Below are 25,590 nucleotides of genomic sequence, written 5' to 3' on the forward strand. Positions count from 1 at the left end.
ATCATTCTTGGCGCAAAATCAATAAATAAGCTTTTTTTATCGGTAAACAACAAATAACAAGTCAAAATACTAAACAGACAGTAAATTATGCCATAGGTCATGTTATTTTTTTGATTGAGAGAACATTAAATCTTCTGTCGGTGCAACAGATTGAGCTTGTATAACCACAGCAAACTACGAAATATCAGCTTTTGTCGTAAGACAGGAAAGTGACTGACTAACTGTCGTGCTGATCGTGGTTGTTCCGCTAGTTGGTCTAACAGCGCGGACAACTCGGCCTCGCTTGGCAAAATAGGCGTTGCATGTTCCACCATACTTAACTGCCAATAAGCGCGTAGTCGTTGTTTGCTGACCGCCACCTCTGCATCCACCAACGCCAACACATGATCTGGATGTAAACAAAGCGATGGGTAACCGCGAAAAGCCTGAAAAGGATCAAGACGGGCCGGCCAAGTGGCGGGTTTCGGTTCGCCAGCGGCATGACGTTGTTCGGCCAGCGTAGCCCATAGCTGTTGATAACGGGGAATGATGTGTTGCCAATCGTAATGTTGTTGTGCCCGTTGTTGACCTGCGGCTCCCATCATCTGCCGCAATCCCGGTTGCGTTGCCAGTAATAACAAGGCCTCACTTGCTGCTGCCACATCAACCGCCACTAAGCTCGACACCAACCCACAATAACGATCATAGCTGTCAAGCGAGAGGGCATGGCGCAAAGCCAAATTCCGTCCCAGTCCTGCTGGTGGCATGGCTGTATTCACTAAAAAACCATCCACCCCATCACGCACGGTATCGCGGTAACCATCCCAATCTGATACCACCACCGGCAAGCCTGCTGCCATGGCTTCTAATGGTGTGATACCGAATGTTTCTTGGATGTTGTCTGACAGCGAACAAAAAATATCTGCCGCCGCCCATGCTAAATCGCGTTGCGCCGGTTGTCGTCCATCTAATTGTTCGATGCGTACCGCAGGGCAAGCCAGTTGTGCCGCTTGTCGAAAGGCATCTGCAATCGCTTGATTTGCGTGCCAACCACATTCCACTAACACCAGTGGGACGTTGATTTGCTCCGCTACGCGTTGCAGGGCTTGATACATGGCTAAAGGATGGGCTTTGGCATGGAATGACAGCCGACCCATATACAACACCACGATGCTATCGGGTGTCAGTTGGAGCTGTTGTCGGGCGCGTTGTTTTTGATCAGTTGTGAAGGTGAAATCTTGGCTGTGGATGCCCAGCGGAATGACAGGCAGTTGTGGCCAGATAAAATCCTGACAACGCAGCCGTTGCCGTAGGTAGTCTTGCTGTGCATAAAGCATCTGTTCAACATGGCTTTTCACTGCCTGAGAGGTACAGATGAGCGCATCCCACGGTTGTAACGGGGCGGTGAGATAGTCAGTGATGTTATCCATTGCGCCAGCACTGGCGGTGGTATGGGTAATACCACATAAGCTCCATGCGTTATGGCCATAGGCGGCGCGTTGCCAAGCCAAAAGGCCAAGGCTGGGGCTAGGATAAAAGAGACAACCCGGTTGTTTCAGTTGGCCAAGGCTGCCTTGGTGCAGGTGATGTACGGGTAACTGTGGCCGCCATTGCTGGGCATGACGCAGAAAGCTCGGCATATCAGCCGCTTTTTCGGTCAACACCCAAAAGGCATCGCTGCTGCTATACCGTAAAAAGCCCCGTAAAAACGAGGCACCTGCCGCATGGCGACCCATGATATTTTGTTGTGGGGCGACTTCAAACGCATCGGGTTGGTAATACAGTGCAGCAGCAGACATGATGCAATTCCTAAACCAATCAAACAGAACTGCATCATGCTAATCATAAAATCAATTAACCTAAAGTGGTATCCAACACCATCATCAGCGCAAAGCCCACCATCAAACCCAAGGTTGCTGCAGTTTGATGGCCGTGGCGATGGGTTTCCGGAATCACTTCGTGGGATACGACAAATAACATCGCCCCAGCGGCCAAACCCAAACCAATCGGGTAAGAGATAGCCAAACCACTCGATAACCCCAAACCAACTATCGCCCCGATGGGTTCTAACAAACCGCTGGCCGCAGCGACCATCACTGCCAACACTGGCTGAAACCCAGCATTACGCAAGGCTAACGCCACCGCTAAACCTTCGGGGATATCTTGCAGGGCAATCGCTGTTGCCAACGGCAGCCCGACAGCAATATCACCTTGCGAAAACGCGACTCCAATCGCCATTCCCTCCGGCAAGTTGTGTAAAGCAATCGCAAATACAAATAACCATACTCGACTGCAACGCTGATAACCCGGGCCACAAGGGCCGGTTTGTGGGTGTTCGTGAGGTGTGAATTGGTCTAAGCCCAACATTAACAACACCCCTAACGCCATACCCAACACCACGATGCCAGCGCCAGCCATCGGATGGTTTACCAAATTTTCAGCCGCCGCTAAGCCGGGCAATAACAAGGAAAAAGCACTGGCGGCCAACATCATCCCCGCTGCGGCACCTAATAAAGCATCTTCAACCTGTTGCGGCAATTGCCGCAATACCAACGCGGGCAATGCGCCCAAAGCTGTTCCAGCAAACCCTGCTGCACCGCCTAACAAACCATAACCAGCAGCAGTGCTGATACCCTCGGTGCTGAGTTGCCAAGCACTTTGCCACAACAATAACAACACCAGTGCCATCGCCAAGGTTAAGCCGGCGGCTGTCCACGGGTGTTGTGCCACGTGCTGCCACCAGAGTTGGCCAAAGCGGGATTCAGGCTGAAGTACCGCGCTAGGTGTTTTCATGATCTTGCCCCTGCTGCTGTCTTGAATATCTGTTTCCAGTGTGGCAGCGATAGCAAACAGAGGGAAGTTGTTTTAATTTATCTAAGCAATAGAAAAATTAAAATCATTGCTTATAGCTATTGATACGTTGTAAACAACGTTGATAACGGCCTTCGACGCGTTCGGTAAACCATTCTGTGGTGAGGCGACGACTGATTTTTGGGCTGTTTAAGCGAATATACGGCACCACTTCCCGCGCCATTTTCCCTTGGCTGGTTTGATCGGCAAGGCTAAACACACGTTGATACAGTCGAGTTTGTTCAAAGCTGTGGCGTTTTTCTTGGGCTAAATCGTGGTCGATCTCTTGTCGCGATAGTCCTAGGCGACTGGCCAAAGGATACAGCCGTTGTTGTGTTTGGCTGGCTTGGGCAAGGGCTTTGCCATCTTGATAACGCAATAAATCACCATCGGCTTGCAACGGCTGGCCACTTAAACGCGCCACGGCCAGTTGAAAAGCGGCGTTGCGTGAGGAGTAATGACCCGCATTGAAATCAGCAAAACGATAGCGCATGTGTGAATACGACACCGGATGTTCCAGTAAATGGGCGATACCAAAATACAACCCACCACGGCGGGTAAAGGTTTCTTGTCGAATATCGACCCGACCATAGGGGTAGGGTTTTTGTCGGATGTGTTCTTGTGCAAAGGCAATGCTGACCTGCATTGGGCCAGCAGTTCGAATCGGATTGTTCATCGACAGTTTGTCGCGTACTAACGGAATGCGCTCCATCATTTCTTCATATAAAGCGTTCAGTTCCCGTTCGGTACGCAAGCTATCAATGCGCGCTTTATAGCTGCGGCCATCGCGAGAGGGAATGAGCAATGCTGTCTGCACGGCCAACAAAGGCACCCCATAGCGTCCAGCTCGCTGTTCAATTTCACGCCAGACAATTTGGCTGATACCGGCCACCACTGGCTCGGCTTGCCAATTCGACACTTGCTCGATCACTGCTGCTGTTGCACAAAAATAGTCTGCTCGATAGGGCAGTTTTAAGGCAGTAAACGCTTGTGCCATATCTTGTGCCCATGCACCACGTTGGCTCACCGATTGTGGAATGACTTTATCTAATAGTTGCCGTGCCTCGGTTTCAGAGGTTGCCGTGGGGTAAGGTGAACGTGGTGGCGGTGGTGGTGTGCTTGGTGTGGGGGAGGGGGCTGGCGCCGGTTTGCTGGTCGGCGATGTGGGTTCGTGGGTTTGACTGATAATCGGGGCCGGAGTGGGCGTGCTGATAAGTTGTTGCGTGGCACAACCAGCCAATAACCCTACTGTTGAAATGGAGATAACGATTTGTTTTAACACAAAAAACACTTTCTGATAAAGAAACACCGCAACGGTGCAAACGGTAACGGACAAGCCCAGCTCAACTCAGGCACAATAGCGGCCTTCATTCTGTTTCGGTTTTTTCTCGCATGAATCCTGTTGCTCTATCTCCCAAGCCAATCCACAGCTATCGTCCTTATCGTCGCCTATCACGGCCAGCGCCATTTTTGCCCATGTCACAGCAAGAAATGGCCGAATTAGGGTGGGACAGCTGCGACATTATTTTAGTGACTGGTGACGGTTATATCGATCATCCTAGCTTTGGGATGGCGTTGATTGGTCGTTTGTTAGAGGCACAAGGCTTTCGCGTTGGGATTATCAGCCAACCCGATTGGCACAGTGCCGACGCTTTTCGTGCCTTAGGCCGGCCCAATCTGTTTTTTGGTGTGACGGCAGGCAATATGGATTCGATGATTAACCGTTATACCGCGGATCGTCGCCCTCGTTCTGATGATGCTTACACGCCCGATGGTTTGCCAGATAAACGTCCCGACCGTGCCGTGGTGGTCTATGCGCAGCGTTGTCGTGAGGCGTTTCCCGGCATCGGGGTGATGATTGGCAGTATCGAAGCCAGTTTGCGTCGGATTGCTCATTATGATTATTGGAGCGAAAAAGTCCGGCAATCGGTGTTGATTCATTCAAAAGCCGATATTTTACTTTATGGTAATGCTGAGCGCGCCCTGATTGAAATTGCCCATCGAGTCGCTGCCGGCGAGAAATTATCCGAAATTCGCGATGTGCGCGGCACCGCTTTTATTGCACCACAGGGTTATTTGCCAGATGGTGGTTGGATTGAGGTCGATTCCACTACCGTCGATGCCCCCGGACGTGTAGAGCCACATCCCGATCCCTATGCGATGGAACCCACGCCAACCGCAAGCGATACCAAGACTGACAACGGCGAGCAAACCGTTCAGCCAGTTCGTTTTATGTCATTGGCCGAGCGTGTCGCGGCACGGCGGGCGCAACGTCACAAAACGGTGGTGCGGATTCCAGCTTTTGAGGCGGTGGCTTACGATCCTGTTTTGTATGCCCATGCCAGCCGCACCCTGCATCTTGAGTCCAATCCGGGTAATGCCCGCGCCTTGGTGCAACTACATGGTGAACGTGATGTGTGGCTCAACCCACCGCCTTTACCGTTAAAAACCGAGGAGATGGATCATGTGTATGGTTTGTCATACGCCCGCCATCCACACCCTAGCTATGGTTCTGCGCGTTTTCCGGCGTGGGAGATGATTCGTTTTTCGGTCAACATTATGCGTGGTTGTTTTGGTGGCTGTACGTTCTGTTCTATTACCGAACACGAAGGGCGGATTATTCAAAGCCGCTCGGAAGGCTCGATTCTGCGTGAGATTGAAGAAATTCGTGACAAAACCCCCGGCTTTACCGGCCAAATTTCCGATTTAGGTGGGCCAACGGCAAATATGTACCGTTTGACCTGTAAAGATCCAAAAATTGAATCTTCCTGTCGTCGCTTGTCTTGCGTCTATCCCGGGATTTGTGAAAATCTGAACACCGACCACGATCCGTTAATTCGCCTGTATCGCAAAGCACGCGCCCTACCCGGTATTAAAAAAATCACCATCAGCTCTGGCCTGCGTTATGACTTAGCGGTGGAGTCGCCGGAATATATTAAGGAACTGGTAACGCACCATGTCGGTGGTTATTTAAAAATTGCGCCGGAACATACCGAAGCTGGGCCTTTGTCGAAGATGATGAAGCCGGGGATTGGCAGTTATGAGCGTTTCAAGAAATTATTTGAGCGTTTCTCGCGTCAAGCAGGGAAAAAACAGTATTTAATCCCTTACTTTATCGCTGCCCACCCAGGTACCAGTGATGAGGATATGTTGAATTTAGCGTTGTGGCTCAAAGCAAATGACTTCCAGCCCGATCAGGTGCAAACCTTCACCCCCACGCCGATGGCGCTGGCAACGACGATGTGGCATACCGGCCGTAATCCGTTGAAAAAGCTGGCGCGGAGTTCGGAAAAGGTGGATGTGGTGCGTGATGGTTATCGTCGGAAGTTGCATAAGGCGTTTTTGCGTTATCACGATCCGAAAAATTGGCCATTGTTGCGCGAGGCGATTGAGAAAATGGGGCGTAGTGAGTTAATTGGCTATGGGCCGGAGTGTTTGATTCCGCCGGCGGATAACCAAGCCGGTCAACGCCCCCGCTCACCTCGCGCCAACGGCTTGCCGCCTCGGCCAGCGAATAAGGTGCAAATTAAACGCCCCGGCCCCAAACCCCTCACCGCCAGCGCTGCACGAAAACGGGCGCGTTGATTGTTTGAAGGGTTGGGTTGACAACATCAACCCAACCTACGTTGGCTGTAATGATTTGTAAAAAAATGGAAGATTTTTTTGTGATACTCACACAAAAACCACACCTGCAAAGGTGTAGATTTCACGTTATTTAGCAGGAGGATATTAGTGAGTTACATAGCTACGGCATTCAACGTAATGATTGCTTCGCCTGGCGACGTGGCATCCGAACGGGCAATTGTTCGCGATGTAGTTTATGAATGGAACGCCGTCAATTCCAGCGTGCGAAGGATCGTTTTGCTCCCCGTTGGCTGGGAAACCCATTCCTCCCCTGAGATGGGCGCGCCTGCACAGCAAATTATCAATCACCAAGTTTTGAATAAATGCGATCTTCTAGTAGGCGTCTTCTGGACTAGGATTGGAACACCAACTGAAAAGCATCTGAGCGGCACTGTGGAGGAGATCGAAGAGCATATTGCTTCTGGCAAGCCGGCCATGCTGTATTTCTCAAGCCAGCCTGTTGCGCTGGACACAGTCAACCTCGATCAGGTCCAGAGGTTGAAGGAGTTCAAACATTCGTGCCAAAGCCGTGGTCTTTATGAGGGCTATGACAGTCATGCGGAGTTCAAGGAAAAGTTCTACCGACATCTGCAATTGAAATTGAATGAGCACCCGCTATTTCAAGTGGATGAAGCAAGCCCAGATGACAAAATCATTGTTGAATCCCGCACCAAGATTCCCGACCTGTCGCAAGAAGCAAAAGTACTACTGAAGGAGGCTAGCCAAGATAGCAGAGGCATGATTATCCATACTCGTTATGTGGAAAGGGTTACCATTCAAACAAATGAAAAAAATTTGATTTCGTCTAACGATCGGCGTGAAGTGGCGAAATGGGAGGACGCTCTTCAACAACTCAGGTCTTACGATCTCGTGGTTAATAATGACTATAAGGGCGAAATATTCGAGATTACAAACTTCGGGTATCAAGTCGCCGACATGATCGCGCTATGAGCAACATAATCTGTCGCTCCGGTGGCCACACGATATTGTTTCAAGATTGCTGGGTGTCTTTCCAAAGCCAAGTTTGGGAGAAATGTCCTTGTTCTACAATCTTGGTGCTTGCTTACCCAATAGCGTGTACTTCTGCGCTAGGTTGGGTTAACAACAGTAACCCAAGTTACTCTGCTGGTGTGTATGACTTTACGCCAAAAGCCAAAACAGTGGGCACAAGACAGTGCCCACTCTATACAACTTAGACGCTAATTTTCCCTTTCAGATATAAAACAGCATGACCAGAAATGATAATGGCGTTCTCTTTCACGAGGCATTTAAGCACTCCGCCCCGCTTTGAAGCCTGATAGGCCAACAAATCTGTTTTTCCCAATTTTTCAGACCAGTATGGTGCCAAACCTGAATGAATTGAGCCTGTGACAGGATCTTCCTCTCCACCATTTGCTGGCCAGAAATAACGAGAGATAAAGTCATATTCACTAGATGCAGACGTCACAACCACATCGAAAGGTGCAAGTTGTTTCAGTTGATCTGGCGAATAAGTGACTTCAATAACCTCTTGTTCGTGTTCAAATACAGCAAAGTAAGCTTGTCTATTTTTAAGAACTTCTATGGGCTTTTTTGACAAACCATGAAACAACTGCGGCGGAGCAGTCAAAACAGGCTCTGGTTTCTGGTTTGGGAAAGTCATTTCGATTTCACCTTCTGGGTTTCTGATGACTGTTAGCGTCCCAACCTCACGGGTAATAAATTCAATTTTCTCTTCTACACCAAATTCGCTAAACAAAATGTAGGCAGAAGCTAAGGTTGCATGACCACAAAATGCGATTTCGGTTAACGGCGAGAACCATCGGATTTCGTATTGGTTTGCACTGATACATTTGATAAACGCTGTCTCTGATAAATTATTTTCTGATGCAATATTTTGCATTAGCGTATCAGATAACCAATCTTTAACTGGAACAACAGCTGCCGAATTGCCTTTGAATTGTTGATCTGTAAAAGCATCAACCACGAATAAATCTAATTCCAAAATTATTTTCTCCATTTAGAGATACCGACAACGATCGCCGCGTAAAAACCCCTGCCATTCCAAAGGCAGGCCGCGAGAGAAGCCAATTACCTTAAATAACTCACCCATTTCCGCCGTTGACAGCAGTTTTTGCACTGCATTGGCGTGTGGCAAATAATGGGTGATGTCTTCAGGATTGAACTGTGCCAGCTGGTCGAGAATGCCCGCGTTAATCAAATATTGTGCTTGTGTGGTATAGCCTTGCAAATCCAGTCCATGTTGCAAACCAATCTCTGCCACCGTGGTAAAGTCAATATGCGTGGTGATGTCCTGCAGCCCCGGCCATAAAAAAGGATCGGCATGAGCATGATGGCGATAGTGACACATCAATGTGCCTTGCCGCCGTTGTGGGTGGTAATACTCATCACGAGGAAAACCATAGTCAAACAACAAAATCGCGCCACGCTGCAAACGCTCGGCTAAGGTGTGCATAAAACCCGCCGCCGCCAGTTGAACTTCGCTCAGATAATCCGGCCCGGGTTCCAACAAGGCAACAGCAGCCTGCAAGCGTGGGTCTTGAATCGGTCGATCAGCCCAGACAAAACCATCCTCTGACCACGCCACCCCTCGCTGCCAAGGCTGTTGGGTGGGATCCCAATACACCAACTCACATGGGATGGCATCAAGCACTTCATTTCCGATCACCACCGCTTCAATCTGGTCTGGTAATGCACTGAGCCAAACTACCCGTGACAATAACGCTGGGCATTCTTGCATTAAATAATCGCGCTGTCGGGCGGCAAGATCGGCTGATATTTCAACAATATAGTAATGCGTTGGCAGTGCCTGTTGTTGTGCCAGTGCTTTCAATAAATCTGCTGCCAAACGGCCACTGCCTGCACCAAATTCGATCACCGTATTTCCGCTCAACGGTAACAGCGGGGCAATGTCGGCGGCGAGGGTGGCGGCAAACAGGGGGGTGATTTCTGGTGCGGTCACAAAATCACCGCTGCTGCCAAATTTATAGCTGTGGCCGCTGTAATAACCGAGGTGTGGGGTATAAAGCGCCGCCTGCATATAGTCAGCAAACGAGATCCACCCCCCCCTATCAGCAATCTGTTGTTGTATCTGCTGCATCAAACGTTGGGAACTTAACAGCGCGTTGTGGTCAGGAATAGGTAAAGCACTCACAGCAATCTTTCTGTTAGCAATTGGGCAAAGGGTGCATTATTACATTGTTTTTCGCGCCTTTTCGCAGGCACAATCTGCCGACAATTTTTTCATGGTGATAGGGATTTCAGATGACAGTGATGCCACAGGAAACAGCCCCTGTTGTTCTCATCACAGGTGGAGCAAAACGGGTGGGCGCGGCGATTGCGCGTCAACTGCATCAAGTCGGTGCGCGGGTGATGTTGCACTATCGCGCTTCAGCAACCGCAGCAGAAGCCCTAGCGGCTGAACTGAATCAACAGCGTCCACACTCGGCAGCCTGTGTGCAGGCCGATTTATTAGAGACTGCGCGCTTGCCCGAGATGATCCATCACACCCTCAATTGTTTTGGGCGTTTAGATGGTTTGGTGAATAACGCTTCCAGCTTTTTCCCAACCGCACTGGGCAATATTACCGAGGCCGATTGGCATGATTTGATTGGTAGCAACCTCAAAGCACCGCTGTTTTTATCACAAGCCGCTGCGCCCTATTTACGGGCAGCAGGTGGGGCAATTGTTGGCCTGATTGATATTCACGCAGAACGCCCGATGCCGGGGCATGTGGTGTATAACTTGGCCAAAGCAGGGCATGCACAGTTAATTCGTACCCTTGCGATTGAGCTGGCGCCACAGGTACGAGTCAATGGTGTGGCCCCCGGTGCCAATGTGTGGCCTGAGGGAGAGTCGGTATTTTCTGACCCTGTGCGGCAACGAATCGAAGACAGCATTCCTCTACAACGAGTGGGAACGCCAGAGGATTTAGCAAAAACGGTGGCGTTTTTGCTGTTTGATGCGCCGTATATTACGGGGCAGATTATTGCGGTCGATGGTGGAAGAAGCATTTATTTACCCTAATAAAACGGCATGAAACCGTTTTATATGCAGTAAATAGGCCATTTTCGATCATATCCTGTCATAATGACAAAATGCCGTTACGGGTAGTCAAATGACAAGCGGCATCTCCGGCCCTGCCAACGGGGTGAATTTATGCTCTAAATTGGTGCATTGCAGCATCTTGAATTGGCATGGGCTTCCCGTTATATTCGATGGTTGCCTCTTAAATTTTCTTTTCGTACAGGCCGAAGCGTCGAGAACGACACTCGGCTTTTTTCGTCACTGGTCGTGAAACACAGGCCAGGCAATTTTGAAGGAATGCGTGTGATGGAACCGGCAGTACCAGAACGGCAGGGGTTGTACGACCCCGCCAACGAGCACGACGCTTGCGGCGTGGGCTTTGTGGCCCATGTCAAGGGTCAAAAGTCCCATAATATCGTCGAACAGGGTTTGTTAATCCTGAAAAACCTCGATCACCGTGGCGCCGTGGGTGCCGATCCACTGCAAGGTGACGGTGCCGGTATCCTGATCCAAATTCCGGATCAGTTCTATCGCGAGGACATGGCGAAACAAGGTGTGGAGTTGCCTCCAGTTGGCGAATATGGCGTGGGGATGGTGTTCTTGCCCCAAGAAGCCGCTTCTCGCCACGCCTGTATGGAAGAGATTGAGCGTTCTATCGCTGCCGAAGGTCAACGGTTGTTGGGCTGGCGCGATGTGCCGGTCAATCGTGATATGCCGATGTCGCCCACGGTGCGCGCTAAAGAGCCAGTGATTAAACAGGTGTTTGTCGGACGCGGTCCAGATGTCTTTGTGACCGATGCCCTAGAACGCAAGCTGTATATCATCCGTCGCCGTGCCGCGAATGCGATTAAAACGCTCAACTTAAAACACGGCCAAGAGTTTTATGTGCCTTCGTTCTCGGCTCGTACCGTGAACTACAAAGGCTTGTTATTGGCCGATCAGGTCGGTGTGTACTATCTCGACCTGCAAGATAAGCGCACTGTCTCGGCTTTGGCCTTGGTGCATCAACGCTTCTCGACCAATACGTTCCCGACTTGGGATTTGGCGCACCCCTTCCGTTACATTGCCCACAACGGTGAAATCAACACCGTACGCGGCAACGTCAACTGGTTTAAGGCGCGTGAACAAGCCATTTCTTCACCGATTCTCGGCGAAGATCTGAAGAAAATTTGGCCATTACACTACCCCGGTCAATCCGATTCCGCTTCGTTTGATAACGCACTGGAATTGTTGGTGATGGGCGGCGGCTATTCATTAGCCCATGCGGTGATGTTGATGATTCCAGAAGCGTGGGAAAAGCACGCGCTGATGGACGAAAATCGCCGTGCTTTCTATGAATATCACGCTGCGATGATGGAACCGTGGGATGGCCCTGCGGCGGTAGCCTTTACCGATGGTCGTCAAATCGGTGCTACCCTCGATCGCAATGGCTTGCGTCCAGCCCGTTATTTGGTCACCGATGATGATTTAGTGGTGATGGCGTCGGAATCCGGTGTGTTGCCGATTCCCGAGAAGAAAATCGTCAAAAAATGGCGTTTGCAGCCCGGCAAAATGTTCCTGATCGACATGGAACAAGGCCGCATTATTGATGATAAAGAGCTGAAAGATTCGCTGGCGAATTCCAAGCCTTATCGTGAGTGGATCGAAAAAATCCGCATCAAACTCGATGAAGTGCCGGCGCCAGCAGAAAAAGCCCCGACACCTCAAGCCTCTTTGCTCGACCGTCAGCAAGCTTTTGGCTACACCCAAGAAGACATCAAAGTGATCTTGGAGCCAATGCTGCAAAACGGTGAAGAAGCCACTGGTTCGATGGGTACCGACTCGGCGCTGCCGGTGTTGTCGAAGAAAAACAAAACCCTCTATACCTACTTCAAGCAACTGTTTGCCCAAGTGACCAACCCACCTATCGACCCAATTCGTGAAGAATTGGTGATGTCGTTGGTGTCGTTTATTGGCCCGAAACCCAACCTGCTCAATACCGCTGATATCAACCCACCGATCCGCTTAGAAGTGGCACAACCGGTGTTGTCGTTCGGCGATATGGAAAAACTGCGTAATATCGAGCAGTACACCTCAGGCAAATTCCGTTCTTTCGAACTCGACATCTGCTATCCGGTGGCATGGGGCAAAGAAGGGATTGAGGCACGTTTGGCTTCGCTGGCAGCGGACGCCGAAGATGCGGTGCGTTCTGGTGCCAACATCCTGATCGTCTCCGACCGCAAGGTGGATGCAGACAATGTGGCGATTCCAGCATTGTTAGCCACCTCAGCGATTCATCAACACTTGGTGAAAAAAGGCCTGCGTACCTCTGCTGGCTTAGTGGTGGAAACTGGTTCGGCGCGTGAAGTGCATCACTTTGCCTTGTTGGGTGGCTATGGTGCAGAAGCGGTGCATCCGTTCTTGGCGTTAGAAACCATCGAGAGCTTGGCCAAGGGCGATGCAGAAAAAGCCGAGAAATACACGAAAAACTTCATCAAAGCCGTGGGTAAAGGGCTGTGTAAAGTGATGTCCAAAATGGGCATCTCGACTTATATGTCCTACACCGGCGCGCAAATTTTTGAAGCGATTGGTCTGCAAAAAGACTTCGTTGAAAAATACTTCACCGGCACGCCCTCGAACATCGAGGGGATTGGTGTGTTTGAAGTGGCAGAAGAAGCGATTCGTCTACACAGCGACGCTTTCTCGCCCGATCCTGTGTTGGCCAATATGTTGGATGCTGGTGGTGAATACGCCTTCCGTATTCGCGGCGAAGAACATATGTGGACGCCCGATTCTATTGCGAAGCTGCAGCACTCCACCCGTTCTGGTAAGTACGAAACTTACAAAGAATACGCCAAGCTGATTAACGACCAGACCAAGCGTCATCTGACCTTGCGCGGCTTGTTCGATTTCAAATTTGCTGCTGAGTCGATTCCGTTAGAGGAAGTCGAACCCGCAAAAGAGATCGTAAAACGCTTTGCGACGGGGGCGATGTCCTTAGGTTCGATCTCGACCGAAGCCCATACCACCTTGGCGATTGCGATGAACCGCATTGGCGGTAAGTCCAACACCGGTGAGGGTGGCGAAGATGCAAAACGCTTCTTGCCATTAAAAGCCGGTCAAAAATTGTCGGAAGTGGTCGGGGTGTCCCGTATTGAGCGCGATTATGTGTTCAAAGAAGGCGATTCCCTGCGTTCGGCGATTAAACAAGTGGCATCGGGTCGCTTTGGTGTGACCACGGAATATCTGGTCAATGCTGACCAAATTCAGATCAAGATGGCACAAGGGGCAAAACCGGGCGAAGGCGGTCAATTGCCGGGGCATAAAGTCTCGGAATACATCGGCTTCTTGCGTCACTCGGTGCCGGGTGTTGGTTTGATTTCTCCACCTCCACACCACGATATCTATTCCATCGAAGACTTGGCACAGCTGATTCACGATTTGAAAAACGCCAACGACCGCGCTTCTATCTCGGTCAAACTGGTGTCTGAAGTCGGTGTCGGTACGGTGGCTGCCGGTGTAGCAAAAGCGAAAGCTGACCATGTAGTGATTGCTGGTTTTGACGGGGGGACGGGTGCTTCGCCAGTGTCGTCGATCAAACATGCTGGGACACCGTGGGAACTGGGTTTGGCTGAAACGCAACAGACCTTGGTGCTCAACCGTCTGCGTTCGCGGATCCGTGTGCAAGTTGATGGCCAAATGAAAACCGGCCGCGATGTGGTGATTGGTGCGTTGTTAGGGGCGGATGAGTTTGGCTTTGCCACTGCGCCGTTGGTGGTCGAAGGCTGCATCATGATGCGTAAATGCCACCTCAACACCTGCCCAGTCGGTGTTGCGACACAAGACCCTGAATTGCGTAAGCGTTTCACCGGTCAGCCTGAGCATGTGGTGAACTACTTCTTCTTTGTGGCTGAAGAAGTGCGCGAATTGATGGCACAACTGGGGATTCGTAAGTTTGATGATCTGGTGGGCCGTGTCGATCTGCTGGAAACCCGCGCTGGTATTGAACATTGGAAAGCCAAAGGCTTAGATTTCTCGAAAATCTTCCATCAGCCTGCGGTGCCTGCCGATGTGTCGCGCCGTCATACCGAAGTGCAAGACCACGGTTTGGACAAAGCGTTGGATCACAAGCTGATTGAACAAGCGAAACCTGCGCTGGAAAAAGGCCAAAAAGTTCAAATCGAAACCGCCATTACCAACGTCAACCGCACCTGCGGCACGATGTTGTCGGGCGAGGTAGCACGTCGTTATGGCCATGCAGGTCTGCCAGATGACACCATCCACGTCAAATTGACTGGTACAGCAGGGCAAGCGTTTGGGGCTTTCTTGGCCAAAGGCGTGACCTTGGAACTGACCGGCGAGGGTAACGATTACGTCGGTAAAGGGTTGTCCGGTGGTCGCATCGTGATCAAACCACACCCCGATTTCCGTGGCGACACTCAACAGAACATCATTGTCGGTAATACGGTGATGTATGGCGCGACTGAGGGCGAGGCTTTCTTGTCGGGCGTGGGTGGCGAACGCTTCTGTGTCCGTAACTCTGGCGCTACCGCGATTGTCGAAGGCGTGGGCGATCATGGTTGTGAATACATGACCGGCGGTACTGTGGTGGTGTTGGGGATGACTGGTCGTAACTTTGCGGCGGGGATGTCGGGCGGTATTGCGTATGTGTTGGATGAAGAAGGTACATTCAAACACCGTTGCAATATGGCACAAGTGGCGTTGGAAAAAGTCTTGCCAGCCAGCCGCCATGCGCCGAACGAGCCCTTACATCGCGGCCAAGCCGATGAGGTGTTGTTGAAAGAGTTAATCACTCGTCACGTTGAACACACCGGCAGTGCTGTTGCCAAACGCATTCTGGCGGATTGGGAGCTGTATCGCGAAAAATTCGTCAAAGTTTATCCACATGAATACAAGCGCGCCCTCACCGAGTTGGCCGCTGCTGCACAGAAGGAGGCCGCATAAATGGGCAAGCCGACTGGTTTCATGGAGTTTGAACGCGTCGAAGAGGCCTACGAGCCGGTTGAAGCGCGTTTGAAACATTACAAAGAATTTGTCATTACCCTGTCTGACGACGAAGCCAAAACCCAAGGCGCACGTTGTATGGACTGTGGCATTCCGTTCTGTAACAACGGCTGCCCTGTGAACAACATCATTCCAGACTGGAACGATTTGGTTTACAAAGGCAACTGGAAACAGGCGTTGGATGTGCTGCATTCCACCAATAACTTCCCTGACTTTACTGGCCGCATTTGTCCTGCGCCATGTGAAGCCGCCTGTACCCTTGGCATTAACGCTGCGCCGGTTGGAATTAAATCCATCGAGCACGCGATTATCGACAAGGGTTGGGACATGGGCTGGGTGGTGCCGCAGCCTGCTTCGGTAAAAACCGGTAAGAAAGTGGCGATTGTTGGTTCCGGCCCTGCTGGTTTAGCCGCAGCGCAACAGCTGGCGCGTGTCGGCCATGAGGTGACTGTGTTCGAGAAATCGAGCCGCCTTGGTGGTTTGTTGGGGTTTGGGATTCCCGACTTCAAATTAAACAAAACCGTAATTGATCGCCGTGTGTCACAGATGCAGGCCGAGGGAGTGAACTTCCGTACCAAGGTCATCATTGGTGATAAGCATGTCCCTGCTGGTATCAATAACGACGCGACGACGGTGATTCCTGCCGAGCAGTTGAAGAAAGATTTTGATGCGGTGATTTTGGCGGCGGGTTCGGAAGTGCCTCGCGATTTACCTGTTCCGGGTCGTCAGTTGAAGGGCATCTATGCGGCGTTGGAGTTTTTGATTCCGCAAAATAAAGAAGTACAACAAGGCCTCACCAATCCAATCAATGTGGAAGGTAAGCATGTGGTGGTGATTGGTGGTGGTGATACCGGTTCTGACTGTGTTGGCACCAGCTATCGTCAAGGTGCGGCGTCGGTGACGCAGTTTGAATTGATGCCTGCGCCTCCCGAACAGGAAGATAAGCCATTGGTATGGCCTTACTGGCCACTGAAAATGCGTACCTCGTCTTCGCATAAAGAAGGTGAGACTAAACGTGAATTTGCGGTTGCGACCAAAGAGTTCATTGATGATGGCGAAGGCAATGTGAAAGCGTTGCGCGCTGTGCGTGTTGAGTGGAAAGACGGCAAGATGATTGAAGTCGCGGGTAGCGAGTTCGAGATTCCTTGTGATGCGGCTTTCTTGGCAATGGGCTTTACCAATCCGGTGGGCAGTTTGTTGGATGCTTTTGGTGTAGAACGCGATGCGCGGAACAATGCCAAGGCAACAACGGATGGCGAGGGTTGTTATCACACGAACGTCAGCGGTGTGTTTGCTGCTGGTGATGTGCGTCGTGGTCAGTCTTTGGTAGTGTGGGCGATCCGCGAAGGTCGTCAAGCAGCGCGTGAAGTAGATGCGTTCTTGATGGGTGACAGCATCCTTCCCCGCTAATCCTAAGTATGAAAAATCCCCCACTGTGTGATGCAGTGGGGGATTTTTTTTGGTTGTCTTTGGGGAGTGATATAGTCGGCACTGGTTTTGTGTCCATCATTATTCCCATAAAATTGCGCCCTTGGAATAATTTGGCAGAATGAGAGTTTTTTGTTATGAAATTACGATCTTTCGAGCATAAAGACCAATATATTTTCTTGTTGGAATTTGTTGATCACACTCGATTTGAGGTGGATTTATTTCCTTTATTAGCTGCCTATGTAGAGCCTTCAGCTATTGAGACAGCACAAATTGATCCAGAATGGGGCTGTCTTATGTTTAAAGAGGGTATGGTTGATATTGAGCCTAAAACCCTCTATCAATTTGCATCAGCCCAACCAACGTAGTACCTACACCTAAATTATTTTTACTCAACTGAAGTTTGTAGTTTTTTGCGTTTGTTAGGCGCGTTGTTTGTTGAGCTGTTATTCTCAATTTTCCGCTAAAAGCCGTTGCCGGCGGTGTTTAGCCATCTTCGGCCGGTGGAGTGTGGTTGAAAATTGTATTTGCGGTGTTGTGCGGTTTTTTATCGCCTCGCGCAAATCCTGCTTTTTCAAGTTGCTGGTGTGGTGGTTGTTTGCAGTGCGTCTGCCAGTAAGATGAACACCATTTTTGCGCTTACCATTTTAAATCTGGTTGCTTCGTAAATGGTGTTGAGTTAAAAAAATTTACTAGTGCTAATTAGACGGGATTAGGTTGCTTGGTACGAAGATCGACGATCCATTCACCAGCAGCCTGCGCTTCCCGTTCATGTGCTTCATCACGCCAGACTTCATCTAATGCAGCGTTGTACCAGTCAACCATATGAGGTAGCGATAGTATTCGATCAACGTATGCACGTGATTCTACTGAAAGGCGTGGCGAGTAAGATTGAGCCCTGAAGGCTAGCGGTGCAAAGAAAGCATCTACTGCGGTGAAGTGTGTGCCAGCTAGGAAATGGCCTCCGAACTTCAGTAGACCTTGTCTCCAGATTTCATCAACCCTCAACCACTCGCGTTCAAGCGCGGGGGTGATTTCATTGAGTTGAACCCGTAATCCGCAGTTCATAGTGCAGATATTTCGTATGTTCGAGAAACCTGAATGCATTTCTGCTGCGGCTGACCGTGCCCACGCCCTAGCATGTGTTGTTTGTGGCCAAGCTAGAGGGTTGAGCTCTGCGATGTATTCAACGATTGCAAAGGAATCCCAGACGACTAACTCATCGTGTACCAGACATGGTACTTGTCCAGATGGTGAGAAAGTTTTGAAACCCTCAGGCGTGGTCATCGATCCGAATGGAACAAGTCGTTCATCAAATGGGATCTGTAGTTGTTTGAGTAGAATCCAAGGTCGCAGAGACCATGATGAATAATTTTTGTTTGCGATGTAGAGGGTGAGCAAAGGTACTTTCCTTCGTAAATTTTTGGTATGGCATCTGGAGTTGTAATATGTTAGGTTGATTTCATCAACTCAAACTTACGGCGTTAATGCACAAGTTAGTTCCGAGGCTGATATTTCTTTACATCCGCTCGTATTTTGTCCTGCCCATAACGGCGAAAAATCACTACTACTTTGGCTTTCTGCTTTCGCTCTCAAGGGCGCGATAGCTGCTGTTGCTAAAGGAAACATGGGCGCGGTGGGACTGATAGGCCCGATTTCACGCATGATGCGATTTACAATGCCACGTGCTGGCCGCCCTGAGAATATATTAGTCAGAGCCGTGATGCGGGCTATGTCGCTTTTTAGTGCTGCACGATGTATTGCACTGGTGTTTGCTTCGGGACATAGCATATAGGCTGTTCCTACTTGCACCCCTGCTGCGCCGAGTGCTATTGCTGCTGCAACCCCTTTGGCATCTGCGATGCCACCAGCGGCGATGATCGGTACTTTTACAGATTGTGCAATCTGTTGTACCAATGCAAATGTGCCCATTTGCGTGTTCAAATCTTCCGATAAGAACATACCTCGATGCCCACCTGCTTCAAGTCCTTGCGCAATAATCGCATCGACTCCATGCGCTTCTAACCAGCGTGCTTCTTCGACCGTTGTGGCAGAAGATAGCACTCTCGCACCCCATTTTTTCACTTGTTTCAGCAATTCGGGTGTAGGCAGGCCAAAATGGAAACTCACAACAGCAGGTTTAAATTCTTCTAGGACCTCTGCAGCTGCTGCATTGAATGGCACACGACCTTGCCCTGTAGGAATTATGTTTGGGTCGATGCCATATTCAAGGAAATACGGCATCAGCGTTTGCCGCCAAATTGCTTCGCGCTTGGTATCAATTTCGGGTGGTGTATGGCAGAAGAAATTGACGTTGTACGGCTTTGTTGTCTGCGCTTTGATGGTTGCCAATTCTTGACGCATGGTGTTGAGGTCGAGCATGGCACAGGGGAGTGAACCGAGTCCGCCTGCGTTGGAGACAGCTACCGCGAGCGCACTACCCTGCACCCCTGCCATTGGCGCTTGGATGATTGGACGCTCTATGCCAAGCAGTTTTTGTAAAGTCATTTCTGCGCCTCGTAGGAAAAAGTGACTAACGAGCGTTGTTTGGGGTTCAAGTTATGTGATGTATGGTGGTGTTGTGTTGATGAGATCATCCCAACCTTTGGGGGTGCAAAGTTTTCTCAGTAAAACATATTCATATTATGGTGCCCTCCGATTGCATTGGAGGTCTTCGATAATTGGTACACCATAGGCAAGTGCATCTCTTGAAATAAGTTCGTCATAGTTCTCACTTTCTAAGTTGTTAGTAAGGCGGTTGCAAAGTAAATCAAATTCCGATACAACCCAAATTTTTGCTTTTTCAATGAGTAATTTGAGATTACTGTAATTATTTTGCTCAAGAGTTGCCCCAAGTGCCACGAAGCAGACTATTTTTTCAATTTTGTAGCCCTTTGTCCCATCATTTAGAACGGCACCAGGAATGCTTTGGGCGTATGAGTTTTCATCGTGAACAAAATGTTTGTTACGCAAGCTCTTGAAGTAGTTGAATGCCATTAATACCTCTGGAGGTTCTCCCTTATAAATTTTATCCGGAGCCAGTTGGAAACGGGCACTGTTGCCAAAGCATTTTAGAAAATGAACTATCGCTGAACGCCAGAGTGCCTCTCGTGTAATGGGTGGATCCGCTGGTGTTTGGTTAATCGCTTCTAGACAGCCATCTGCGAATTCAAGATCTTCCTTGTGGAGAGATAAGTCAGCTAGCCTTTTTGCTTCTGGTCCATTGATTCCTATGAGTTTCACTCCATCAGGAAACCCGTCAATGTGGAAGCCGGTATCTGTCTGAGAAATCGTATAATGCTCCATGTTGCCCTAACGTTAGACTTAAGTTGGAGTAGGCTGAATGATTTTGTAAAAAAAATTTAAATTATGTGATTGATGTGGTGACCTTATCAATTCAGACTACGGTACTATTTAGCTAATGCTTTAGCAATTTAGTTAAAATGAATTGCTACTGCTAGTTTGCTGCTTCCGGACAGAAGCTAGGATTTTGATCTACGCCTTTTAACAATTCTCCATGAAAACAGGAAAATTTTTTATACCTACATGCATGCCATAGCTGTTTCTGGCGTTATAACTGGTTGTGTCGCCAGGCCATATATCCCTACAGTACAGCTTGTTCAAATAGGTTTTGAAACAGAAAAGTTTGTCATTTGGGGTTCCTCATCCCGTGATAATGAGAAAAAGACTGAACGCAAGTAGTTTTTTCTTCTATATTATTTTCCTCAAAAAAATTTGATAAGCAAACACGAGTCAGATTTGTTACTTTTTTGTTAAAAAACTACTTATATAGCCACATCAGTACTTTCAATGACTTGAATGGCCGTGTGACAAAATCTATCTCATACGGCATAGCCTATCTGCCGAAATTTATGATGTCAAACCAATTTTGTGATGCGCTTGTGTAATGATGAGTAGAGATGAAATGGACAGCAGGCACAGTTTGTATGGTGGAGATAGTAGAAAAGACTGATTGGGAGGGATATTAAGGAATCGAACGGCAAAAAACAAAAAACCCCGTAACCGTTTGGTTTACGAGGTTCACTGGAGCTTGTAAAAACTCTTGGAATTCTGAAATGGTGCCCGGGACCGGAATCGAACCGGTACAGCCTTTTCAAGCCGACGGATTTTAAGTCCGTTGTGTCTACCTATTTCACCACCCGGGCGACACAATGAAATCGATCTGATGCAATTTGGAGGCGGGGGTCGGAATCGAACCGGCGTCTACGGATTTGCAATCCGCTGCATAACCACTTTGCTACCCCGCCAGTGAAACAGTCCATTTTAGCTGGAGCGGGAAACGAGTCTCGAACTCGCGACCTCAACCTTGGCAAGGTTGCGCTCTACCAACTGAGCTATTCCCGCTTGGACCTAACTGGCACTATTCGCTATCTGGCTGGAGCGGGAAACGAGTCTCGAACTCGCGACCTCAACCTTGGCAAGGTTGCGCTCTACCAACTGAGCTATTCCCGCGCTAGATAGTGATTATCCCGACAAATATATGAGCAAGCGTTGGAGCGGGAAACGAGTCTCGAACTCGCGACCTCAACCTTGGCAAGGTTGCGCTCTACCAACTGAGCTATTCCCGCTTTGCTGTTTGCACATTCGTTTGTGCGAGAGACGCGCATTATAAACACTCTCTATCTGCTGTCAAGCACTCTGTTGCAACTTTTTTAACGCCGAAACTGCTCCGCCGCCATTTTTAGGTAGTAAACCATTGACCATAAAGTCAAAATTGCCGCTACAACCATCAAACCATTCCCAAATAAAAAGGGATCAAGGCCCGGAATCAGCGGTTGTGCATACAGTAATAACAAAATAGCCACCATCTGAGCCGTGGTTTTCAACTTACCAATATATGCCACAGCCACGCTGCGATGTGCACCTAACTGTGCCATCCATTCGCGTAAGGCCGAAATCGTAATCTCACGGCCAATAATAATCATCGCCAACCATCCCGACGTTCGGCCCAACTCAACCAACAAGATCAATGCCGCTGCCACAATCAATTTGTCGGCAACAGGATCTAAAAAAGCACCGAAGGCCGAGGTTTGTCCCCACCGCCGAGCCAGAAAACCGTCTAACCAATCTGTTATTGCCGCAAGGGCAAAAATCAGCGCAGCGAGGGTGTTACGCATTTCCCCTGCCAATATCGGTTCAGGCCAATAAAACAGCGCCACAAAAACGGGGATCAGTGCAACGCGCAGCCAAGTTAAAAAGATCGGGACATTAAACGGCATGAAAATTCACAATTTTTAATTTAGGGTTGAGAAGAAAAAGAGGGTTGTCCATCGGGGTGTAGTGCAGCGTAAACGCGCTCGGCTAATTTACGGCTCATCCCTTCAACTTTGGCGATATCCTCAATACTCGCTGCCATCACCCCACGCAATCCACCAAAGTGCGCCAACAGCCGTTGCCGCCGCCGGCTGCCAATCCCCTCAATATCTTCGAGCTTGGATTGAACCCGCGCCTTATTGCGGCGTTGGCGGTGGCCGGTGATGGCAAAGCGGTGAGCTTCGTCGCGAATGGTTTGAATCAAATGCAGCGCAGCGTGATTGTTGCCCAATTGTACCGATTTCGCGGCATATTCTAATATCAGCGTTTCACAACCGGGCCGGCGTTCTTCCCCTTTTGCCACGCCGATGATCGGAATATGGCTCAGTCCTAGCTCTTCTAATACCTGCTTTGCCACATTCACTTGGCCTTGTCCACCATCAATCAGCACAATATCAGGTGTGGCAGCTTCGCCCGCTACGGTTTTTTCGTAACGGCGAAATAACACCTGCCGCATCGCCGCGTAGTCATCCCCACCGACAATTCCTTCAATATGATAGCGCCGGTATTGGCTGGGCTGCATGGCACCTTGGTCATACACCACACACGATGCCACCGTGGCCTCACCCTGCGTATGAGAAATGTCGAAACACTCGAGACGTTGCAGCGGCTCAATCCCACTGACTTCACTCAAGGCGGCCAAACGCAACCCTTGTTGTTGTGCCAAGAGATGGCGTTGGCTAAGAGCGAGTGTGGCATTTTTCTGTGACATTTCCAGCCATCGCTGCATTTCGCCCTGCTGTGGTTGCACCACCCGTACCGCTTTGTCGGCTTGCTGTGCTAATAAATTGATCACACTGACGTTGATCGAATATTCACAGATCAACAAGGGCGGCACAGGCTGTCCACTGTAATGCTGCAAAACAAAGGCTTCTAAAATGGCTTCAGGTTCCCATTGCTGGCTATTTTCTGGGAATAAGCTGCGATCACCGACATGCCTTCCTCCACGAATCATCACTAAATTGACACAAACTAGATCATGGCTTTGGGCGATGGTGATTACATCTGCATCGGTTGTGTTGGCGGTGCTGCTGACATATTGTGTATCTTGCAGTCTGGCTAAGGCTTGGATTTGGTCGCGCAATGCGGCGGCTTGTTCAAATTCCCACGCGGCACTGGCGGCTTGCATGTCTTTTTCTAAACTGGACAGCACATCGTGAGTGCGGCCTTGTAAAAAAGCGACAGCGCGTTGCACATCTTGTTGATATTGCGCTTGGCTGATGGCATCGACACATGGGCCAGAACACCGCTTGATTTGATACAGTAAACAAGGCCGTGAGCGATGATGAAACACAGTGTCTTCGCACGTTCGCAAGCGAAATACGCGTTGCAAAATATGAATTGCCTCGCGTACTGCTTGGCCGTTTGGGTAGGGGCCGAAGTATCGCCCTTGCTGTAATGCGCCACGATACAAACTAAGTTGTGGGTAGGCGTGGGGAGAAAATTGCAAGTAAGGATAGGATTTGTCGTCGCGGAATAAAATGTTGTACTTGGGCGCTAAGGACTTGATGAGATTGTTTTCAAGTACCAAAGCCTCGACTTCATTGCGTACAACCGTGGTTTCGATGGCGGCGATTTGTTTCACCATCAAAGCAATGCGAGGCGATAAATCACTTTTTTGGAAATATTGACTGACCCGCCGTTTAAGATCGATGGCCTTGCCGACATACAACACATCTCCGTTGCTATCGAGCATACGATACACACCGGGCAACGTGGGAAGATTGGCGAGAATAGGTTTTGCGTCGAACATAAAAGAAACCAAGCAGCCATCAAAGGCAAAATTGTACTGGGGATTTGATATTGAGCAATATCAATTTCCCTCTTAGCGCCGACATCGGTATAATGCGGCTTTGCCGCCAAAGGAAACGCCATGCGTATCGTTCAGAAAGCTTACACCTTCGACGACCTCCTGCTTGTTCCCGCTCACTCCAACGTTTTGCCTCGCGATGTGAGCTTATCTACCCAGCTAACCCGCCGTATCCGCCTGAATCTGCCTGTTGTCGCTGCTGCGATGGACACGGTGACTGAAGCCCGTTTGGCCATTGCTCTGGCACAAGAAGGCGGGATTGGTATTTTGCACAAAAACATGCCTGCTGCTCGTCAGGCGCTGGAAGTCTCGAAAGTTAAACGCCACGAATCAGGTGTGGTGAAAGATCCGATTACCATTAAGCCGGATATGTTGGTGCGCGATGTGATCGCCTTGGCGCGTGAGCACCGGATCTCGGGTTTGCCAGTGATTGAAAATGGCAAAGTGGTTGGGATTGTGACCAATCGCGATTTACGTTTCGAATCTCGCTATGACATGCCAGTGCGTTCGATCATGACGCCACAAGATAAACTGGTTACCGTGAAAGAAGGCGCTTCGTTAGATGAAGCGCGCGAATTGATGCACGCTAACCGCCTTGAGCGCGTGTTGGTCGTGAATGAAGCTTTTGAGTTAAAAGGCCTCATTACGGTGAAAGACATCATCAAAACCAGCGAAAAACCGTTGGCTTGCAAAGACAGCCACGGCCAATTGCGTGTGGGTGCTGCGGTCGGTGTGGGCGAAGGGACAGATGAGCGTGTTCGCTTGTTGGTCGAAGCCGGTGTCGATGTGATTGTGGTGGATACTGCCCACGGTCATAGCCAAGGGGTGTTAGATCGCGTGCGCTGGGTGAAACAAAACTTCCCACACGTTGATGTGATTGGCGGCAATATTGCCACCGCCGCCGCTGCGTTAGCCTTGGTGGAAGCCGGCGCTGATGGTGTGAAAGTCGGTATTGGCCCAGGCTCGATTTGTACCACGCGTATTGTTGCTGGTGTTGGTGTGCCGCAGTTGACGGCGGTTTCGAATGTCGCGACTGCGTTGGCAGAAACCGGCGTGCCGTTGATTGCTGATGGTGGCATTCGTTTCTCTGGTGATATTGCCAAGGCGATTGCTGCTGGGGCAAATTGTGTGATGTTGGGTGGTTTGTTGGCTGGGACTGAAGAAGCCCCCGGTGAGATTGAGTTATACCAAGGTCGTTCGTTCAAGAGCTATCGCGGCATGGGTTCGCTCGGTGCAATGCAGCAAGGTTCCAGTGATCGTTACTTCCAAGATAATGAAGGTAATGTCGATAAGTTGGTGCCGGAGGGGATTGAAGGCCGTGTACCGTACAAAGGTTCGGTGATTGCGGTGATTCATCAGTTGATGGGTGGCTTGCGTTCGTCGATGGGGTATTGTGGTTGCGCCTCTATTGATGATATGCGGACTAAGGCAGAGTTTGTTGAGATTACGTCAGCAGGTATGCGTGAATCGCATGTGCACGATGTGCAAATCACAAAAGAAGCACCAAACTATCGCTTGGATTGATATTGTTGCAA

17 protein-coding genes and 5 tRNA genes are annotated in these 25,590 nt (G+C 49.8%); 7 read left to right on the plus strand and 15 right to left on the minus strand.

Features of this window, described 5'->3' with window-relative positions:
• Positions 1-125 precede the first annotated feature (125 nt).
• From ACYVJG_RS07755 to ACYVJG_RS07765, 3 genes are all read right to left on the minus strand, one after another.
• Positions 126-1,778: a glycosyltransferase family 4 protein gene (locus tag ACYVJG_RS07755; protein ID WP_460430552.1), complete on the minus strand. Its 1,653-nt coding sequence runs from the start codon at positions 1,776-1,778 to the stop codon at positions 126-128.
• Positions 1,779-1,833: 55 nt separating this feature from the next.
• On the minus strand, positions 1,834-2,772 hold the full coding sequence (locus tag ACYVJG_RS07760; RefSeq protein WP_460430553.1) for a ZIP family metal transporter: 939 nt from the start codon (positions 2,770-2,772) through the stop codon (positions 1,834-1,836).
• Positions 2,773-2,875: 103 nt separating this feature from the next.
• On the minus strand, positions 2,876-4,111 hold the full coding sequence (locus ACYVJG_RS07765) for a DUF1615 domain-containing protein (RefSeq protein WP_460430554.1): 1,236 nt from the start codon (positions 4,109-4,111) through the stop codon (positions 2,876-2,878).
• A gap of 110 nt (positions 4,112-4,221) precedes the next feature.
• Here ACYVJG_RS07765 and ACYVJG_RS07770 point away from each other — a divergent pair, with 110 nt between their 5' ends.
• Together ACYVJG_RS07770 and ACYVJG_RS07775 are read left to right on the plus strand one after the other, a co-directional pair.
• On the plus strand, positions 4,222-6,414 hold the full coding sequence (locus tag ACYVJG_RS07770; protein ID WP_460430555.1) for a YgiQ family radical SAM protein: 2,193 nt from the start codon (positions 4,222-4,224) through the stop codon (positions 6,412-6,414).
• A 177-nt stretch (positions 6,415-6,591) separates the two neighbouring features.
• Positions 6,592-7,404: a hypothetical protein gene (locus ACYVJG_RS07775; protein ID WP_460430556.1), complete on the plus strand. Its 813-nt coding sequence runs from the start codon at positions 6,592-6,594 to the stop codon at positions 7,402-7,404.
• 241 nt (positions 7,405-7,645) lie between these two features.
• Here the strand turns inward: ACYVJG_RS07775 and ACYVJG_RS07780 are convergent, their stop codons facing one another.
• A complete protein-coding gene (locus tag ACYVJG_RS07780; RefSeq protein WP_460430557.1) occupies positions 7,646-8,437 on the minus strand; it encodes a PhzF family phenazine biosynthesis protein in 792 nt (263 codons plus the stop codon).
• A gap of 15 nt (positions 8,438-8,452) precedes the next feature.
• Entirely contained in the window at positions 8,453-9,607 is a 1,155-nt protein-coding gene (locus ACYVJG_RS07785) for a class I SAM-dependent methyltransferase (protein WP_460430558.1), read from the minus strand.
• Between the two features lie 110 nt (positions 9,608-9,717).
• On the opposite strand from ACYVJG_RS07785, the gene ACYVJG_RS07790 reads away from it, so the two are divergent.
• The 4 genes from ACYVJG_RS07790 to ACYVJG_RS07805 all read left to right on the plus strand — a co-directional run bounded on the left by ACYVJG_RS07790 (position 9,718) and on the right by ACYVJG_RS07805 (position 17,279).
• Positions 9,718-10,479 carry a pteridine reductase gene (locus tag ACYVJG_RS07790; RefSeq protein WP_460430559.1) on the plus strand — a complete coding sequence of 254 codons (762 nt, stop codon included), beginning with the start codon at positions 9,718-9,720 and terminating at the stop codon, positions 10,477-10,479.
• A gap of 306 nt (positions 10,480-10,785) precedes the next feature.
• A complete protein-coding gene (locus ACYVJG_RS07795; protein WP_460430576.1) occupies positions 10,786-15,423 on the plus strand; it encodes a glutamate synthase-related protein in 4,638 nt (1,545 codons plus the stop codon).
• Entirely contained in the window at positions 15,424-16,893 is a 1,470-nt protein-coding gene (locus tag ACYVJG_RS07800) for a glutamate synthase subunit beta (protein WP_460430560.1), read from the plus strand.
• A gap of 155 nt (positions 16,894-17,048) precedes the next feature.
• A complete protein-coding gene (locus ACYVJG_RS07805) occupies positions 17,049-17,279 on the plus strand; it encodes a DUF2442 domain-containing protein (RefSeq protein WP_460430561.1) in 231 nt (76 codons plus the stop codon).
• Between the two features lie 334 nt (positions 17,280-17,613).
• On the opposite strand, the gene ACYVJG_RS07810 is transcribed toward ACYVJG_RS07805, so the two are convergent.
• The 10 genes from ACYVJG_RS07810 to uvrC form a co-directional block, all read right to left on the minus strand.
• Complete coding sequence (locus ACYVJG_RS07810) at positions 17,614-18,312, minus strand: glutathione S-transferase family protein (RefSeq protein ID WP_460430562.1); 699 nt, start codon at positions 18,310-18,312, stop codon at positions 17,614-17,616.
• 75 nt (positions 18,313-18,387) lie between these two features.
• A complete protein-coding gene (locus ACYVJG_RS07815; protein ID WP_460430563.1) occupies positions 18,388-19,419 on the minus strand; it encodes an NAD(P)H-dependent flavin oxidoreductase in 1,032 nt (343 codons plus the stop codon).
• Between the two features lie 135 nt (positions 19,420-19,554).
• Positions 19,555-20,217, minus strand: a complete 663-nt coding sequence (locus ACYVJG_RS07820; protein WP_460430564.1) for a hypothetical protein — start codon at positions 20,215-20,217, stop codon at positions 19,555-19,557.
• Positions 20,218-20,988: 771 nt separating this feature from the next.
• Positions 20,989-21,077, minus strand: a tRNA-Leu gene (locus ACYVJG_RS07825).
• Between the two features lie 28 nt (positions 21,078-21,105).
• A tRNA-Cys gene (locus tag ACYVJG_RS07830) sits at positions 21,106-21,179 on the minus strand.
• Between the two features lie 21 nt (positions 21,180-21,200).
• Positions 21,201-21,276 (minus strand) — tRNA-Gly (locus ACYVJG_RS07835).
• Positions 21,277-21,308: 32 nt separating this feature from the next.
• Positions 21,309-21,384, minus strand: a tRNA-Gly gene (locus tag ACYVJG_RS07840).
• Between the two features lie 40 nt (positions 21,385-21,424).
• A tRNA-Gly gene (locus ACYVJG_RS07845) sits at positions 21,425-21,500 on the minus strand.
• Between the two features lie 84 nt (positions 21,501-21,584).
• A complete protein-coding gene (gene pgsA / locus ACYVJG_RS07850; RefSeq protein ID WP_460430565.1) occupies positions 21,585-22,151 on the minus strand; it encodes a CDP-diacylglycerol--glycerol-3-phosphate 3-phosphatidyltransferase in 567 nt (188 codons plus the stop codon).
• Positions 22,152-22,171: 20 nt separating this feature from the next.
• On the minus strand, positions 22,172-23,998 hold the full coding sequence (gene uvrC / locus ACYVJG_RS07855; RefSeq protein WP_460430566.1) for an excinuclease ABC subunit UvrC: 1,827 nt from the start codon (positions 23,996-23,998) through the stop codon (positions 22,172-22,174).
• Positions 23,999-24,118: 120 nt separating this feature from the next.
• On the opposite strand from uvrC, the gene guaB reads away from it, so the two are divergent.
• Complete coding sequence (gene guaB, locus ACYVJG_RS07860; protein ID WP_460430567.1) at positions 24,119-25,579, plus strand: IMP dehydrogenase; 1,461 nt, start codon at positions 24,119-24,121, stop codon at positions 25,577-25,579.
• Positions 25,580-25,590: the final 11 nt, after the last annotated feature.

The sequence above is a fragment of the Aquaspirillum soli genome, assembly GCF_054781915.1.